This is a genomic window from Bradyrhizobium sp. B124, from assembly GCF_038967635.1.
Classification (GTDB): Bacteria; Pseudomonadota; Alphaproteobacteria; order Rhizobiales; family Xanthobacteraceae; genus Bradyrhizobium.
The window spans coordinates 654,241-670,454 of the sequence record NZ_CP152413.1; the positions used below are offsets into that span (position 1 = coordinate 654,241).

10 protein-coding genes are annotated in these 16,214 nt (G+C 65.7%); 6 read left to right on the forward strand and 4 right to left on the reverse strand.

The annotated features are described in order from the left end of the window. Positions 1 to 52: 52 nt before the first annotated feature. Genes AAFG13_RS03050 through AAFG13_RS03060 form a run of 3 tightly spaced genes read right to left on the reverse strand, consistent with a single transcriptional unit; the run spans position 53 to position 3,049 of the window. Complete coding sequence (locus AAFG13_RS03050; protein ID WP_342711080.1) at positions 53 to 1,288, reverse strand: sodium:proton antiporter; 1,236 nt, start codon at positions 1,286 to 1,288, stop codon at positions 53 to 55. Between the two features lie 2 nt (positions 1,289 to 1,290). Continuing rightward, a complete protein-coding gene (locus AAFG13_RS03055) occupies positions 1,291 to 2,232 on the reverse strand; it encodes an alpha/beta hydrolase (RefSeq protein ID WP_342711081.1) in 942 nt (313 codons plus the stop codon). A gap of 37 nt (positions 2,233 to 2,269) precedes the next feature. Continuing rightward, complete coding sequence (locus AAFG13_RS03060) at positions 2,270 to 3,049, reverse strand: SDR family NAD(P)-dependent oxidoreductase (protein ID WP_342711082.1); 780 nt, start codon at positions 3,047 to 3,049, stop codon at positions 2,270 to 2,272. Between the two features lie 269 nt (positions 3,050 to 3,318). On the opposite strand from AAFG13_RS03060, the gene AAFG13_RS03065 reads away from it, so the two are divergent. Beyond that, positions 3,319 to 4,347 (forward strand): DUF2155 domain-containing protein, encoded by a 1,029-nt coding sequence (locus tag AAFG13_RS03065; RefSeq protein WP_212317566.1) that lies wholly within the window; start codon positions 3,319 to 3,321, stop codon positions 4,345 to 4,347. 102 nt (positions 4,348 to 4,449) lie between these two features. On the opposite strand, the gene aat is transcribed toward AAFG13_RS03065, so the two are convergent. Next, complete coding sequence (aat, locus tag AAFG13_RS03070) at positions 4,450 to 5,130, reverse strand: leucyl/phenylalanyl-tRNA--protein transferase (RefSeq protein WP_342711083.1); 681 nt, start codon at positions 5,128 to 5,130, stop codon at positions 4,450 to 4,452. A gap of 222 nt (positions 5,131 to 5,352) precedes the next feature. Here aat and AAFG13_RS03075 point away from each other — a divergent pair, with 222 nt between their 5' ends. From AAFG13_RS03075 to AAFG13_RS03095, 5 genes are all read left to right on the forward strand, one after another. After that, a complete protein-coding gene (locus tag AAFG13_RS03075) occupies positions 5,353 to 6,798 on the forward strand; it encodes a DASS family sodium-coupled anion symporter (protein WP_342711084.1) in 1,446 nt (481 codons plus the stop codon). A gap of 266 nt (positions 6,799 to 7,064) precedes the next feature. After that, positions 7,065 to 8,327: an MdtA/MuxA family multidrug efflux RND transporter periplasmic adaptor subunit gene (locus AAFG13_RS03080; RefSeq protein WP_342711085.1), complete on the forward strand. Its 1,263-nt coding sequence runs from the start codon at positions 7,065 to 7,067 to the stop codon at positions 8,325 to 8,327. After that, a complete protein-coding gene (locus tag AAFG13_RS03085; protein WP_342711086.1) occupies positions 8,324 to 11,431 on the forward strand; it encodes an MdtB/MuxB family multidrug efflux RND transporter permease subunit in 3,108 nt (1,035 codons plus the stop codon). Before AAFG13_RS03080 ends, AAFG13_RS03085 begins: the two co-directional genes overlap by 4 nt. A gap of 3 nt (positions 11,432 to 11,434) precedes the next feature. Continuing rightward, on the forward strand, positions 11,435 to 14,719 hold the full coding sequence (locus AAFG13_RS03090) for an efflux RND transporter permease subunit (protein WP_342711087.1): 3,285 nt from the start codon (positions 11,435 to 11,437) through the stop codon (positions 14,717 to 14,719). Beyond that, entirely contained in the window at positions 14,720 to 16,207 is a 1,488-nt protein-coding gene (locus tag AAFG13_RS03095; protein ID WP_212317557.1) for an efflux transporter outer membrane subunit, read from the forward strand. Positions 16,208 to 16,214 lie beyond the last annotated feature (7 nt).

Below are 16,214 nucleotides of genomic sequence, written 5' to 3' on the forward strand. Positions count from 1 at the left end.
AATGCGAGACGGACGCCAGACCGGCGTTATAAATGCGGAATAAGTGTCAGCGCTAGCCCTCGTCGGTTTCCAACAGCCCGAGCTTCGAGGCAAGCCAGCGCGTGGTGGAGGCCTGGATCAGGATCGTGGTGAGGATCGCGACGAAGGTGACGGAGGCGATCGTCTCCGCGCCCGGCGCCTTCATTCCCAGCATCAGGCCGGCGAGCGCGGCGGGGATGACGCCGGTTTCTCGCGTCCAGCACATGAACAGCAGTTCCGCAAGACTCCAGCGTGCGCGGCGATCCGGCATCGCGCAAAGGAATACGGTGATGGGGCGGGCCACGAACATCAGCACCAACGTCACCGCAACGCCGCCGAGCCAGTATTGGTGCATCAGCACAAAATTCACCTGGGCGCCGAGCAGGATAAAGATGAACAGGCGCAGGATGAAGGCGGTGGTCAGGACGAACTCACTGAGCTTCTGGGATTCGCCCGGCTCCATCGCGAAGCCGAAGGTCTCCTTGTTGCCAAGCATGATGCCGAACACGAACACCGCCATGAAGCCTGAGGCATGCAGGCCCTCGGCGGCGAAGTAGGCGGCGATCACCGCGACCACGGTGACGACGGGGGCATATTCGGCAAGGAAGGCCCACTTCTCATGGGCGATGAAGATCGTTGCCAGATAGCCCAGTACGATGCCGGCGGTGATGCCGATGATGGAATGCTCGAGCAGTTCGCGCAGCGAGGTCGCGACGGAGACCGTGCTGCCGGTCGCCACGCCGAGCAGGGTAAGGGTGATGATCGCGCCCATGGCATCGTTGAAGGCGGATTCGCTCATCACGGTCTGGGCGACGCGGTCGCGGATCGGGATCTGGCGGAAGATCGGCACCAGTGTCGCCGGATCGGTCGAGGCCAGTGTCGCCGCCAGCAGGAACGCCACGATCGGGGGAACGCCAAGAATGAATTGCGCGGCGAAACCCGTGATTGCCGCCGTGACGATCACGCCCAAGGTTGCGATCACCGCGATGGTGATCCAGACCTGCCTGAGCACGGTCAGTCGAAGCGTCGCTCCGCCGTCGAACAGGATGTAGCTTGCGCCGAACAGCAGGATGATCTGGTTCAGCGCGGAATCGGCTGCGATATTGACGAGTCCAAGGGCATGCGGGCCGATCAGGATGCCGACGATGAGGAATACCGCGACGTCGGGAATTCTGACCTTCTGAGCGAAGAGCGCCGCGACCGTGCCGATCGCCAGGATCAGGCCGCATGAGAGCAGCGTGTGCCTGGCGATCTCGATCGAGGACGACATGATCAGCCCAGTGTCTTCAGCCAGGCGCTGATCTCGGTCACCGCGACATTGGCCTGGTTGAGCAGCTTGCCCATGGTGAAGAAGCCATGGAACTGGCTGGGGAAATGCCGGTAGGTCACGGGTACGCCGGCATCCCTGAGGAATTTCGCGTACTCGTCGCCTTCGTCGCGCAGCGGATCGGCGCCGGCGGTCAGCACATAGGCCGGCGGCAATCCGGCGAAGTCTTTCGCGCGCGCGGGCGAGGCGCGCCAGTCGCTGTTGTCGGCGTCGCCGAGATAATGGTCGCCGAACCAGCCGATCACCGAATGCGTCAGCAGGATGCTGGTCTCGGGCTCGCGATGCGAGGGATGCTTCCGCGAGAAATCGGTCGCGGGATAGACCAGCAGCTGGGCCGCGAGCTTCGGTCCGCCGTCGCGGGCGGTGAGCGCAACCACGGCTGCGAGGTTGCCGCCGGCGCTGTCGCCGCCGACGATCAGGTGCGTGGCGTCGATGCCGAGATCCCCGGCGTTGGCCGCAACCCATTTGGTCGCGGTGACGGCGTCGTCCACCGCGGCAGGGAAGCGGTGCTCGGGCGCCAGCCGGTAATCGACCGAGATCACGATCAGCTCACCCTCATGGGCAAGCTTCTGGCAAACCACCTCATGGGTATCGAGATCGCCGATCACCCAGCCGCCGCCATGAAAGAACACCAGGCACGGCGCGAGCCCAGCCTTCTTGCGCAGTGTTTTCGGCGTGTAGATGCGAGCGGGGATCGCGCCGTGCGGCGCCGGGATCGCAAGCGCCTTGCTCGATTCAAGCGCGGGCGGCTCGGGATTGGAGACGATGCGCGCGGCCCGATAATATTCGCGCGCTTCCGGTGCGGTCAGCGATTCATAGGCAGGGCGGCCGGCCTCCTGGAAGGCCTTGTAGACGGCGGCGGCATCGGGATCGAGAACGACGGGCATAGGCAAACAAACCTTCTTGTGATGCTGAACTGAAGCGTCAGGCGGCGGTGCGGCCGCCGTCGACGGTGTAGGCGGAGCCGGAGACGTAGCTCGCCTCGTCGGAAGCGAGGAAAGCGACGATCGATGCGACCTCGCTCGCGAGGCCGAGCCGGCGTGCCGGGATGCGGTCGACGATCTTCTCGACCGGTGGCGGCGCGTTGCCGCCGGAACGTCCTTGCAGGATGGTGCTCAGCATCCGGCTCTCGATCATGCCGGGGCAGACGCAATTGACCCGCACGCCGGTGCCGGTGCATTCCCAGGCCGCGCTCTTGGTCAGCCCGATCACCGCGTGCTTGCTGGCGCTGTAGACCGCGATCATCGGCGATCCCATCAGGCCGGCGATCGAGGCGGTGTTGATGATGCTGCCCTTGTTCTGCTTCAGCATGACAGGCAGCACATATTTCATGCCGAGGAAGACGCCGACGACATTGACGTCGAGCACCCGGCGAAAGCTCTCCAGCGAATATTCCGGGATCGGCCTGACGTCGCCCTCGATGCCGGCGTTGTTGTAGAAGGCGTCGATGGTGCCGAAGCGGTCGACGGCGGCGCGGACATAGTCCCTGACCTCGTCCTCATCGGTGACGTCGGCGGCGATCGCGAAGGCCTCGGCCGAGGCGGGCAGGTCCTTGATGGCGGCTTTGAGGTCGGCCTCCTTGCGGTCGACTGCGACAATCCGCGCCCCGCGTTCGGCGAGCAGTTGGAGCGTGGCGGTTCCGATGACGCCGGCAGCCCCGGTGACGACGGCAACCCGGCCGTCGAGCCTGATGCGATCGGGCATGTTTGGGTTTCCTCTGGCTGGTCCGGTTCGATCCGGATTTTCTCAGGTTTTCACGCGGTGCCGCGCGCCTTCAGCGTGAGGACTATCACACGTGTTCCCAAGGGTGACCAGAGGGTGACCTGAGGGTGAGCCGTGCCTGGCCTGCGGGCCGGGGACGGGCCTCCAGGCGCCCTTTCCCCGCCGTATTCGGCGTGTTAACCGGTGGCCTGCGAGCGGCCGATATCAAGGTAGACTGTCGCGAGCCCGATTCGCCTTTTAAAGCCCGCGAGATGCTTCGAACCATTGCCCTGACTGGCTTTGCGGCCCTGGTCGCCGCCTCAACCATCTCGCTTGCGCCGCCCGCGCGCGCGCAGATCGGAACGATTTTCTCCGATCCCGCGCCGCGTCCGCCCGGCTCGATTCCGCGTGGCCAGGTGGCGCCTCCCGGCGACGACGACGAGGAAGTGCCGGAATTGCCGCGTGGCCGCCTGCTGCCGACGCAGCCGCGGGCGTTGCCGCCGGGCCAGGCGGTGCCGCCGCCCGGTAATGTGCAGTCCCAGCCTTTGGCACCGCCGCCAGGCAGCACGGTCGCTCCGCCCGGCGTTGCGGTGCAGCCGCCGCAGCCCGGCGGGCCCGCCGTTGCCAACACACCGCCCGGTGCCAATCCGCTGCCCGGCCTGCCGCCGGGCCAGCGTCAGCCCAAGGGGACGCCGCAGGGTGCGCCACAGGGCGCTCCACAAGGCACCCCGCCGCAGACGCCTGCCGCCTTGCAGCCGGGCGACGAGGTCGTGCAGGAGCCGCCGTCGACCAAGATCACCAACAAGAAGGCGAGCTTCTCCGGCCTCGACAAGATCACCGGACGCATCATCAATTTCGACGAGGATATCGGCGAGACCGTGCAGTTTGGCGCGCTGCGCGTGAAGACTGACGCCTGCTATACGCGGCCGTCGACGGAAGCCGCCAACACCGACGCCTTTGTCGAGGTCGACGAGATCACGCTGCAGGGCGAGGTGAAGCGGATCTTCTCGGGCTGGATGTTCGCAGCGAGCCCGGGCCTGCATGGCGTCGAGCATCCGATCTACGACATCTGGCTGACCGACTGCAAAGGGCCGGACCAGACCATCGTGACCGCCGCGCCCGATCCGCCGAAGGCGCCGACGCCGCCTCCGCCGCCGGCCCAGAAGCGCGCGCCGCCGAAGCAGGCCGCGCCACGTCCGCCGCCGCAACCGCTGCCGCAATACCAGCAGCAGCAGCCGCCACCTCCGCCGCCCCAGCAGCAGCGGCCGGGCGGTTTGTTCGGCGGCTTGTTCGGAAATTAGTCGGCGCTGCGTAGCCCGGATGGAGCGAAGCGAAATCCGGGTTTCTCTCCGCGGAGAGACTTGATTACGCTTCGCTCCATCCGGGCTACGTGCACGGTCAGATCAATTGCGCGCGGCGATGATCGCCAGCGCGTCGGCACCCTTGACCGGCTGCGTGGCGTCGAGCTTGCGGAATTCCGCCGGCGCGCCTGCGATCGCCTTGTCGAGCAGCGCGCGATAGCGGCGGCGCGAAATCTCCACCGCACCGAACGTCTTCAGATGCTCGGTCACATATTGCGTGTCGAGCAGTTCGAACCCGCCCGCGATCAGCCGGGCCACCAGATGCACCAGCGCGACCTTCGATGCGTCGCGCGTGGTGTGAAACATGCTTTCGCCGAAGAAGGCGCGGCCGAGGCTGACGCCGTAGAGGCCGCCGACCAGGTTGTCGTCCTGCCAGACCTCGACGCTGTGGCAATGGCCTGACGCGTGCAGCCCGACATAGAGGTCGCGGATGCGCTTGTTGATCCAGGTATCGTCGCGGCCGGGCTGCGGCGCTGCGCAACCGGCGATCACGGCCTTGAACGCGGTATCGACGGTGACGGTGAATACATCCGAGCGCACGGTGCGCGCCAGGCGGGAGGCGACACGGAAGCCGTCGAGTGGAATCACGCCGCGCAATTCCGGTTCGACCCAGAACAGGGTCGGGTCGTCGGCGCTCTCCGCCATCGGGAAGATGCCGCAGGCATAGGCGCGCAGCAGCACCTCGGGCGTGATCTCGGAAGAGGCGGAGTCGCGTGACGTCATGCCGGCGAGGATAGCAAAGCGCGGGCAGACTTGCGATGGGGCCTGCCAGGGGTCGCGACGTGTTGACGAAACGCGCCGGTTCCTCCACAAGCCGCGCCATTCCGCCGCAGTTTCCCGAGACGGACTGCGCGGCCATGCTACATTGCCACGAAAAGATGGCGCCGCCGCCCGGGACATGGCGGCTTGCGCGCCGACAATCGACACAGGTGAGGGGGACGCTGCATGAAATCGTCATGGCGGACGTTTGCGCCGCTGCTGGTCTGGCTGGTGATCTATCTGGTCCCGGTGCCATCAGGGCTGAACGCCAATCAGTGGCACTATTTTGCGGTGTTCGCCGCTGTGATCACCGGGCTGATCCTCGAATCGATGCCGGTCGGCGCAGTCGGCCTGATCGGGCTTACGGTCGCCGGTGTCGGCGGCTATGTCGAGCCCGACCCGAACAAGTCGCTGCGCTGGATGCTCGCCGGCTTTTCCGAGAGCACGGTGTGGCTGATCGTCGGCGCCTTCGTGTTTTCGATCGGCTATCGCAAGAGCGGGCTCGGCCGCCGACTGGCGCTGCTCCTGGTGCGCGGGCTCGGCCGCCGCACTATCGGGCTCGGCTATGCGGTGGCGTTCTCCGATCTGGTGCTGGCACCGGCGACGCCGTCCAACACCGCGCGCTCGGGCGGCACCATCTATCCGATCGTCAGCAACATCCCGCGCATCTACGGCTCTGAGCCCGGTCCGACCGCGGGCAAGATCGGCACCTTCGTGATGTGGACCGCGTTTGCGACCACGGCCGTCACGAGTTCGCTGTTTCTGACCGCGCTGGCGCCGAACGCCGCCGCGCTCTCGATCGCCAAGAAGCTCGTCAACATCGAGGTCGGCTGGTCGCAATGGTTCATCGGCTTTGCGCCGCTCGGTATCCTTTTGCTGCTGCTGGTGCCGCTGCTGAGCTACGTCATTTGCCGGCCGGAGATCAAGGAAAGCCCGGAGATCGTCATCTGGAGCGAGGGAGAACTCGCCAAGATGGGGCCGCCGTCGCGGCACGAATGGATCATGGCGGTGCTGGTGCTGCTCGCGATGTTCCTGTGGATCTGCGGCTCCAATCCCAATATCAGCGTGCCGCTGCTCGGCTCGAACTTCATCAACGCGACCACGGTGGTGTTCGTCGTGATCTCGCTGATGCTGCTCACAGGCGTGATCGCATTCGAAGACATCGTCGCGGAGAAGAGCGCGTGGGAGGTATTCTTCTATTTCACCTCGCTGCTCACGCTGTCGTCGGGTCTCAACGAGATCGGCTTCATCAAGTGGGTGGCCGAGGGTTATGCGAAGCCGCTGTCCGGCACGTCGCCGCTGGTCGGGATGATCCTGCTCGTCACATTCTTCTTCTGGATCCACTATTTCTTCTCGAGCATCACCTCGCATACCGCCGCGGTGCTGCCGGTGGTGCTCGCCGTCGGCTCCAGCATTCCCGGCCTGTCGGTGCAGACCCTGATGCTGCTGTGCGTCTATTCGCTCGGGCTGATGGGGGTGATCTCGCCCTACGCCACCGGGCCGGCGCCGATGTATTACGGCAGCGGCTATATCGGCAAAGGCGACTTCTGGAAGTTCGGGCTGATCTTCGGCGTAATCTACTTTGCCGGATTGTTGCTGATCGTGTTGCCCTGGCTACAGATGATCGGGTAAAATAGCCACAATCCAGCGAGAAACAGCGGCCGATCGGGAAGGAGGACTTTCCTTTCCGATTCTTAACGCGCTTTGTCTGACGGAAGCGTCCAAAATGCTTCCTAATGTGGCGCGCGCGGATTTCAGGGGACACATAGAGCCGCACCGGCTCATTCGTGTTTCTTCGTGGGCAAGTTATGGACCAGCATATCAAAGACCCGTCTATCGTGGCGCCCGAGCAAACCAGGCGGCCATCGCGCGGGCGAGGCTTTCTGACAGGGTGTGTTGTGCTGGCGGTGCTCGCCGGCATCGTCTGGTGGACGCGGCAGCAGGCCGCGCCGCCGCAGGCCGGCGGCGGCCGCAATGCCGGGCCGATGTCGATCGTGCCGGAGGCCGTCGGCAAGGGCGATATCGGCGTCAGCCTGAATGCGCTCGGCACCGTGACGTCGCTCGCGACCGTGACGATCAGAAGCCAGATCAGCGGCTACCTGATGAAGATCGATTTCAAGGAGGGCGATGAGGTCAAGAAGGGTGACCTGATCGCCGAGATCGATTCGCGTCCCTATGAGGCGACGCTGGCGCAGGCCAAGGGCACTCTGGCGCGCGACGAGGCGCAGCTGAAGGGTGCCCAGGTCGATCTCACTCGCTACCAGAATCTCGCCACGCAGAACGCCGTGCCGCATCAAACGCTCGATACCCAGGTCGCGCTGGTCGCGCAGTATCAGGGCACGGTCGAGGCCGACCGAGCGTCGGTGAAGTCGGCCGAGGTAAATCTGCAATATTGTCGCATCGTCTCGCCGATCAACGGGCGGGTCGGGTTGCGCCAGGTCGACCTCGGCAACTATGTGACGGCGGGCGACACCAACGGCCTTGTCGTGATCACGCAGCTCGAGCCGATCAGCGTGCTGTTCACGCTGCCGGAGGACAATCTGCAAGCGGTCGCGAAGCGGTTGAAGGAGGGCGCGGTGCTGCCGGCGGCGGCCTATGACCGCAGCGGCGCCAATAAGCTCGCCGAGGGATCGCTGCAGACCTTCGACAGCCAGATCGATGCGACCACCGGCACGATCAAGCTGCGCGCCCAGTTCGAGAACGACAAGCGCACGCTGTATCCGAACCAGTTCGTCAACATCCGCCTGCTGCTCGACACCCACAAGGATGCCACGACGATGTCGACCGCCGGCATCCAGCGCGGCGTCCCCGGCACCTTCGTCTATCTCGTCAACGCCGATAGCACGGTCTCGGTACGGCCGGTCAAGATCGGCGTCACCGACGGCGACCGCGTCGAGGTGCTCTCGGGGCTGACACCCGGCGATCGCATCGTGATCGACGGCGCCGACAAGCTGCGCGAGGGCGCCAAGGTGGTGGTGCGCTCCGCCGCCGATACCGCGAGCCCGGCCGGTGCAGCCAAGGGGACGGCGAGCGGCGCGGCGAATGGGGCCGCCAAGGGAGACGGCAAGGGAGACACCAAGGCAGATAGCAAGGGCGGCGCCGATCCCGACAAGGCGGGAGGCGACAACCACAAGGGTGCCGCGGACGGGCAGACGAAATGAACCCGTCGCGGCCATTCATCCTGCGGCCGGTGGCGACGACCCTGATGATGATCGCCATCATGCTGTCGGGCATGCTGGCGTTCAGATTCCTCCCCGTCGCGGCGCTGCCGGAAGTCGATTATCCGACCATCCAGGTGCAGACCTTCTATCCGGGCGCCAGCCCCGACGTGATGACGTCGTCGGTGACGGCGCCGCTCGAGGTGCAGTTCGGCCAGATGCCGAATCTGAACCAGATGAGTTCGGTGAGTTCGGCCGGCTCGTCCGTGATCACGCTGCAGTTCGGCCTGTCGATCTCGCTCGACGTCGCCGAGCAGGAGGTGCAGGCCGCGATCAACGCCGCCGGCAATCTGTTGCCGTCGGACCTGCCGGCGCCGCCGATCTACGCCAAGGTCAATCCGGCCGACGCGCCGATCCTGACCCTCGGCCTGACCTCGAAGACCATGCCGCTGACGCAGGTGCAGGATTTCGTCGACACGCGGCTGGCGCAGAAGATCTCGCAGCTGCCCGGCGTCGGCCTCGTCAGCATCAGCGGCGGCCAGCGGCCCGCGGTGCGGATCCAGGCCGACACCCGCAAGCTCGCGGCCTATGGCCTCAACATCGACGATCTCCGCACCACACTCGGCAACGCCAACGTCAATACACCGAAGGGCAATTTTGACGGTGCGATGCGCGCCTACACCATCAATGCCAACGACCAGATCCGCAATGCCAGCGACTACCGCTCGCTGATCATCGCCTACAAGAACGGCTCGCCGGTTCGCCTCAGCGACGTCGGCAACGTCGTCGACGGCGCGCAGAACGACAAGCTCGGCGCCTGGATGAACGAAACCCAGGCGATCATCCTCAACATCCAGCGCCAGCCCGGCGCCAACGTGATCTCGGTGGTCCAGGGCATCAAGGACCTGCTGCCGCAGCTGCAGGCCACCCTGCCGGCCGCGATCGGCCTCAACATCCTGACCGACCGCACCGTGACGATCCGGGCCTCGGTCCGCGACGTCGAATACGAGCTGGCGCTCGCGGTGATCCTGGTCGTGCTGGTGATCTTCGTGTTCCTGCGCTCGACCCGCGCCACGCTGATCCCGAGCCTGTCGGTGCCGCTCTCGCTGGTCGGCACGCTGGGGGCGATGTATCTGTTCGGCTTCAGCCTCAACAATCTGTCGCTGATGGCGCTGACGATCGCGACCGGCTTCGTGGTCGACGACGCCATCGTCGTGATCGAGAACATCTCGCGCTACATCGAGGAGGGCGAATCGCCGCTCGAGGCGGCGCTGCGCGGCTCCGAGCAGATCGGCTTCACCATCATCTCGCTGACGGTGTCGCTGATCGCGGTGCTGATCCCGCTGTTGTTCATGGGCGACGTCGTCGGCCGCCTGTTCCGCGAATTCGCCATCACGCTGTCGGTCACGATCCTGATCTCCGCCGTGGTGTCGCTGACGCTGGTGCCGATGGCCTGCGCGAAACTCCTGAAGCCGGAGAGCATGACGCGCGAGAACACTTTCCAACGGCTCAGCCGGGAAGGCTTCGACGCCGTCATCGCGATCTACGGCCGGATGCTCAACTGGGTGCTCGACCGCCAGACCATGGTGCTGCTGGTCGCGCTCGCAACATTTGGGCTGACGGCGCTGCTCTACGTCGTCATTCCCAAGGGCTTCTTTCCGGTGCAGGACACCGGCGTGATCCAGGCGATCTCGGAGGCGCCGCAATCGGTGTCCTATGCGGCGATGGCCGAGCGGCAGCAGCGGCTCGCCAGCGCGATCCTCAGGGATCCCGACGTCGAGAGCCTGTCGTCCTTCATCGGCGTCGACGGCACCAACACCACGCTCAACAGCGGCCGCATCCTGATCAACCTGAAGCCGCATGAGCAGCGCAAGGCCGGCGTCTCGACGGTGATGGACCGGATCAAGGCGAGCACCGCTGATCTGACCGGCATCACGCTCTACATGCAGCCGGTCCAGGACCTCACCATCGAAGGCACGGTGAGCCGGACGCAGTATCAGTTCATCCTGCAGGACGCCGATCCGAACGAGCTTGCGGAATGGACGCCGAAGCTGGTCGACAAGCTCAGGGAATTGCCGGAGCTCAGCGACGTCACCAGCGACATCTCCGCGCAGGGACTTTCGGTGTTCGTCGACATCGACCGCGACCAGGCCGCGCGCTTCGGCATCACGCCGGCGACGATCGACAATGCGCTGTACGATTCCTACGGCCAGCGCATCGTCTCCACCGTCTTCACCAATTCGAACCAGTACCGCGTCATCCTCGAGGCCGATCCGTCGCTGCAGAACTCGCTGGACTCGCTGTCGTCGATCTATCTGCCGTCATCGGTGGGCTCGACGCCGGTGCCGCTGTCCGTCATGGCCAGGATGCGGGTCGAGACCGCGCCGCTGCAGGTCTCGCATCTCGGCCAGTTTCCGTCGGCAACCGTCTCGTTCAACCTGGCGCCGGGCGCCTCGCTCGGCGGCGCGGTGACCGCGATCAAGCAGGCGCAGGCCGAAATCAACCAGCCGCTCGGCATGATCACGAGCTTCCAGGGCGCGGCACTGGCGTTCCAGTCCTCGCTCTCCAACCAGCTGTTCCTGATCCTGGCCGCGATCATCACGGTCTATATCGTGCTGGGCGTGCTCTATGAGAGCTTTATCCATCCGCTGACGATCCTGTCGACGCTGCCTTCCGCCGGCATCGGCGCATTGCTGGCGCTTATGATGGCAGGCCAGGACCTCACCATCATCGCGATCATCGGCATCATCCTCCTGATCGGCATCGTGAAGAAGAATGCGATCATGATGATCGACTTTGCGCTCGACGCCGAGCGCAACGAGGGCAAGCCGCCGCGGGAGGCGATCTACCAGGCCTGCCTGTTGCGGTTCCGGCCGATCATCATGACGACGATGGCCGCTGTCCTCGGCGCACTGCCGCTGATGCTCGGCAGCGGCGCCGGCTCCGAGCTCCGGCATCCGCTCGGCATCTCGATCGTCGGCGGCCTCTTGGTGAGCCAGATGCTGACCCTGTTCACGACGCCGGTGATCTATCTCTGGTTCGATCGCCTGGCGCTGCGGTTTGCCGGGCGGGCGGACGAGGTCGGCGAGGCGAGCGGGTCGCGTTGAGCCATGGATCCGTCAACGCCCTTCATCCGCCGGCCGGTCGCAACCACGCTGTTGACGTTCGGGCTTGCGGCGGCCGGCCTTGTCGCGTTCTTCAAGCTGCCGGTGTCGCCGCTGCCGCAGGTGGATTTTCCGACCATCTCGGTGCAGGCGACGCTGCCCGGCGCCAGCCCGCAGGACGTCGCGACCACGGTCGCCAGCCCGCTTGAGCGGCATCTCGGCCAGATCGCCGATGTGACTGAAATGACGTCGTCGAGCTCGGTCGGCTCGACCCGCATCACGTTGCAGTTCGGGTTGAACCGCGACATCAACGGCGCGGCGCGGGACGTGCAGGCGGCGATCAATGCGGCGCGGGCAGACTTGCCGACCAGCCTGCGCAGCAACCCGACCTACCGCAAGGTCAACCCGGCGGATGCGCCGATCCTGATCCTGACGCTGACATCGGATACGCTGACGCGCGGCGCACTCTACGATGCCGCCTCCACGGTGCTGGCGCAGAAGCTGTCGCAGGTCGAGGGCATCGGCGAGGTCGTGGTCGGCGGCAGCTCGCTGCCCGCCGTTCGGGTCGATCTGATCCCGCAGACGCTCTACAAATACGGCATCGGGCTCGAAGACGTCCGCGCGGCGCTGTCGAGCGCCAACGCCCACAGCCCCAAGGGCGGCATCGATGTCGGCGACCAGCGCTACCAGGTCTACGCCAACGACCAGGCCAACAAGGCCGACGACTACAGATCGCTGATCGTGGCCTACCGCAATGGCGCGCCGGTTCACCTCTCCGACGTCGGCGAGGTGGCCGACGGCGTCGAGAATCTGCGCAATGCCGGGCTCGCCAACGGCAAGCCGGCGGTGCTGCTCATCCTGTATCGCCAGCCGAACGCCAACATCATCTCGACCGTCGATCTGGTGAAGGGGCTGATGCCGCAGTTGCAGGCCTCGATTTCGCCGGCGATCGACATTGGCCTTGCGGTGGATCGCTCGACAACCATCCGCACCTCGCTTCGCGACGTGGAACGAACGCTGGTTCTGGCCGTAATGCTGGTCATCATCGTGGTGTTCGCGTTCCTGCGCAATTTGCGCGCCACCTTGATTCCTGTGGTGGCGGTCTCGGTGTCGCTGGTCGCAACCTTCGGGGCGATGTACCTGATCGGCTACAGCCTCGACAATCTGTCGCTGATGGCGCTGACGGTCGCGACCGGCTTCGTGGTCGACGACGCCATCGTCGTGCTGGAGAACGTCGCCCGCTACATTGAGGACGGCCTGAGCCCGCTCGAAGCGGCGCTGAAGGGCGCCAACGAGGTCGGCTTCACCGTGCTGTCGATGAGCATCTCGCTGATCGCGGTGTTCATCCCGATCCTGTTGATGGCCGGCATCGTCGGGCGGTTGTTCCGCGAATTCGCGATGACGATCTCGATCTCGATCCTGATCTCGCTCGCGGTCTCGCTGGCGACCACCCCGATGATGTGCGCGGTGCTGCTCAAGCCGGACCACGGAGGCCACGGCCGGCTCTATTGGGCCAGCGAGCGCTTCTTCGAGGCGATGCTGAATTTCTATCGCAGGACGCTGACCGCGGCGCTGGCGCATCCGCTGTCGGTGATGCTGATCCTGGCGGCGGTGTTCGGCCTCAACTTCTATCTCTACAGCGTGATCCCGAAGGGCTTCTTCCCGCAGCAGGATACCGGGCGGCTGGTCGGCTCGATCCAGGCCGACCAGAGCGTGTCGTTCCAGCTGATGCAGCAGAAGCTCGCGCAATTCGTCGGGATCATCCAGAAGGATCCGGCGGTCGAGACCGTGGTCGGCTTCACCGGCGGCGGCCAGACCAATTCCGGCTTCGTGTTCGTCTCGCTGCGTCCGCTCGGCCAGCGCAAGATCGGCGCTGACGGCGTGATCTCGCGGTTGCGCCGCGAGATGGCGGTGGTGCCCGGCGCCAGCTTGTTCCTGCAGGCGGTGCAGGACATCAGGGTCGGGGGCAGGGCCTCGAACGCGCAGTATCAGTACACGTTGCAGGGGTCGACGCTGGAGGAGCTCAATGACTGGACGCCGAAGATCGCGGCGGCCATGCAGCGCGATCCGAACCTTGCCGACGTCAACAGCGACCAGCAGAACAAGGGCCTGGAATCCGACCTCGTGATCGACCGCGACGCGGCGGCGCGGCTCGGCATCACCGTGAGCCAGATCGACAACACCCTCTACGACGCCTTCGGCCAGCGTCAGGTGTCGACGATCTATGTCGCGCGCAACCAGTACCATGTCATCATGGAGGTCGCGCCGCGCTACTGGCAGACCCCCGAGACGCTGAAGGACGTCTACATCAGCACGTCGGGCGGATCGGTCGGCGGCTCGCAATCGACCAACGCGGTGGCCGGCACCGTGGTGGCGCCGGGAACCTCGAGCGCGGCCAGTTCGACCAATGCTCAGGCCGCGCGCAACCAGGCCACCAATTCGATCGGTTCGACCGGGAAGGGCGTGGCCTCGACCGGATCGGCCGTCTCGACCAACAGCGAGACCATGATCCCGCTGTCGGCGGTGGCGGCGTTCAAGCAGGGCGCGACGCCGCTTGCGGTCAATCACCAGGGCCTCCTGGTCGCCAACACCATCTCGTTCAACCTGCCGCCGAACGTGTCGCTGAGCACCGCGGTCGGCAGCATCGAGGCGACCATGAACCGGATCGGCGTCCCGGCCACGATCCGCGGCACCTTCCAGGGCTCCGCCAAGGCGTTCCAGGATTCGCTCAGCAACCAGCCGTTCCTGATCCTGGCCGCGATCGTCACGATCTACATCGTGCTGGGCGTACTCTATGAGAGCTACGTCCATCCGCTGACCATCTTGTCCACACTGCCCTCGGCAGGTGTGGGTGCCTTGCTGGCGCTGATGGCATTCAAGACCGAGTTCAGTATCATGGCGCTGATCGGCGTCATGCTGCTGATCGGCATTGTGAAGAAGAACGCCATCATGATGATCGACTTTGCGCTGGACGCGGAACGCAGGCGCGGGCTGGAGCCGCTCGAGGCGATCAAGGAGGCATGCCTGCTGCGTTTCCGTCCCATCATGATGACGACGATGGCCGCGCTGCTCGGCGCCGTGCCGCTTGCCATCGGGATGGGCGACGGCGGCGAGCTGCGGCAGCCGCTCGGCATCGCCATCGTCGGCGGCCTGATCCTGAGCCAGGTCCTGACGCTCTACACGACGCCGGTCATCTACCTCTATCTCGACCGGTTCCGCTTGTGGGCCCTGCGCGTCCGCCGCGGCGGCGCCATGCGGATGCCGGGCTCCTCACTTCAACCGGGCGAGTAAATGCCGACAGGTGCAGCGTTGCATAGTCTTCGAATATTGCGGAAACCGGTCCGGTTTCGGCGCGCGGCCGCGTTCGGCGGCCTCGGCCTTGGTCTGAGCCTCGGCCTGACCGGCTGTATTCCCGGGGTGGAGAAACCCGAGCTCAGTCTCGAAGTGCCGGCGAGCTATCGCGCCGCGGCCAAGGGCGATGCCGACGCCGCCGTTCCGGCGCTCGCCTGGTGGCGCGGCTTCCGCTCGCCCGAGCTGACCGGGCTGATGGAATCCGCGCAGCTCTACAATCTCGATATCGCGGTGGCGATCGCCCAGATCGTGCAGGCCGACGCGCAGGCCGGCGTGTCCGGCGCCGCGCTGCTGCCGTCGATCTCGGGGTCGGCCAATGCGGAGCGTCAGAAGGTCGCGACGGGATCGAATTCGTCGCTCGGCGGCAGCAGCGGTACGTTCTCGCAGTACAGTCTGGGACTCAGCGCGAGCTATATCGTCGATTTCTGGGGCAAGAACCGCGCGACGTTGTCGGCGTCGGAAGAGAGTGCGACGGTTTCCCGCTACAATCGCGAGGTGGTCGCGCTGACCACGATGGCGACGGTGGCCAACACCTATTTCCAGGTGCTTGCGGCGCAGGACCAGATCAAGGCCACCCGGCGCAATTTGGCGGCAGCCGAGCGCATCCTGGCTTTGATCAAGTCGCAATTCGCCGGCGGCACCGCCTCGCAGCTCGACCTGTCGCAGCAGGAGGCGCTGGTCGCCACGCAGCGCGCGGCGATCCCGCCGCTCGAGGTGACGCTGGGGCAAAACACCGCCGCGCTCGCACTGCTGGTGGCGCGCGCGCCGGCCGATTTCTCGGTGCGCGGCGGCAGCACCACGCAGATCTCGGTGCCGCGCATCACGCCGGGGATGCCGTCGGAATTGCTCTACCAGCGGCCTGACGTCCGTCAGGCCGAGGCGCAGCTCGCGGCCTCCAATTTCAGCGTCGACGCGGCGCGGGCGGCGTTCTTCCCGCAGATCCAGCTGACCGGCACCACGGGCTTCCAGAGTGCGGCGCTCGCCTCGCTGTTCGCGCCGGGCGCCTGGTACTACACGCTCGCGGCCGGGCTGACCCAGCCGCTGTTCGACGGCTTCCTGCTGGAGAGCCAGCTCAAGCTCGCCAAGGGCCAGCAATTGCAAAACCTGCAGGCCTATCGCAAGGCGGTGCTGTCGGCCTTCGCCGATGTCGAGAAGGCGCTGATCGCGTTGCAGAAGTATACGCTGCAGGAGCGGCTGCAGTCCGACGTGGTGGCGAGCTCACGCAAGGCGTTCGAAGTCTCCGAGACGCAGCTGCGCGGCGGCACGGTCAATCTCATCACGGTGCTGCAGACACAGCAGACGCTGTTCACGGCTGAACTCAACCTTGTCTCGGTGCGGCTCAACAAGCTGCTGGCGGCGAGCAGCCTGTTCCAGGCGCTCGGCGGCGGCTGGACGCCGGCCGGCACGCTCGCGGCGGCAGTGCCATGAGGTCGGT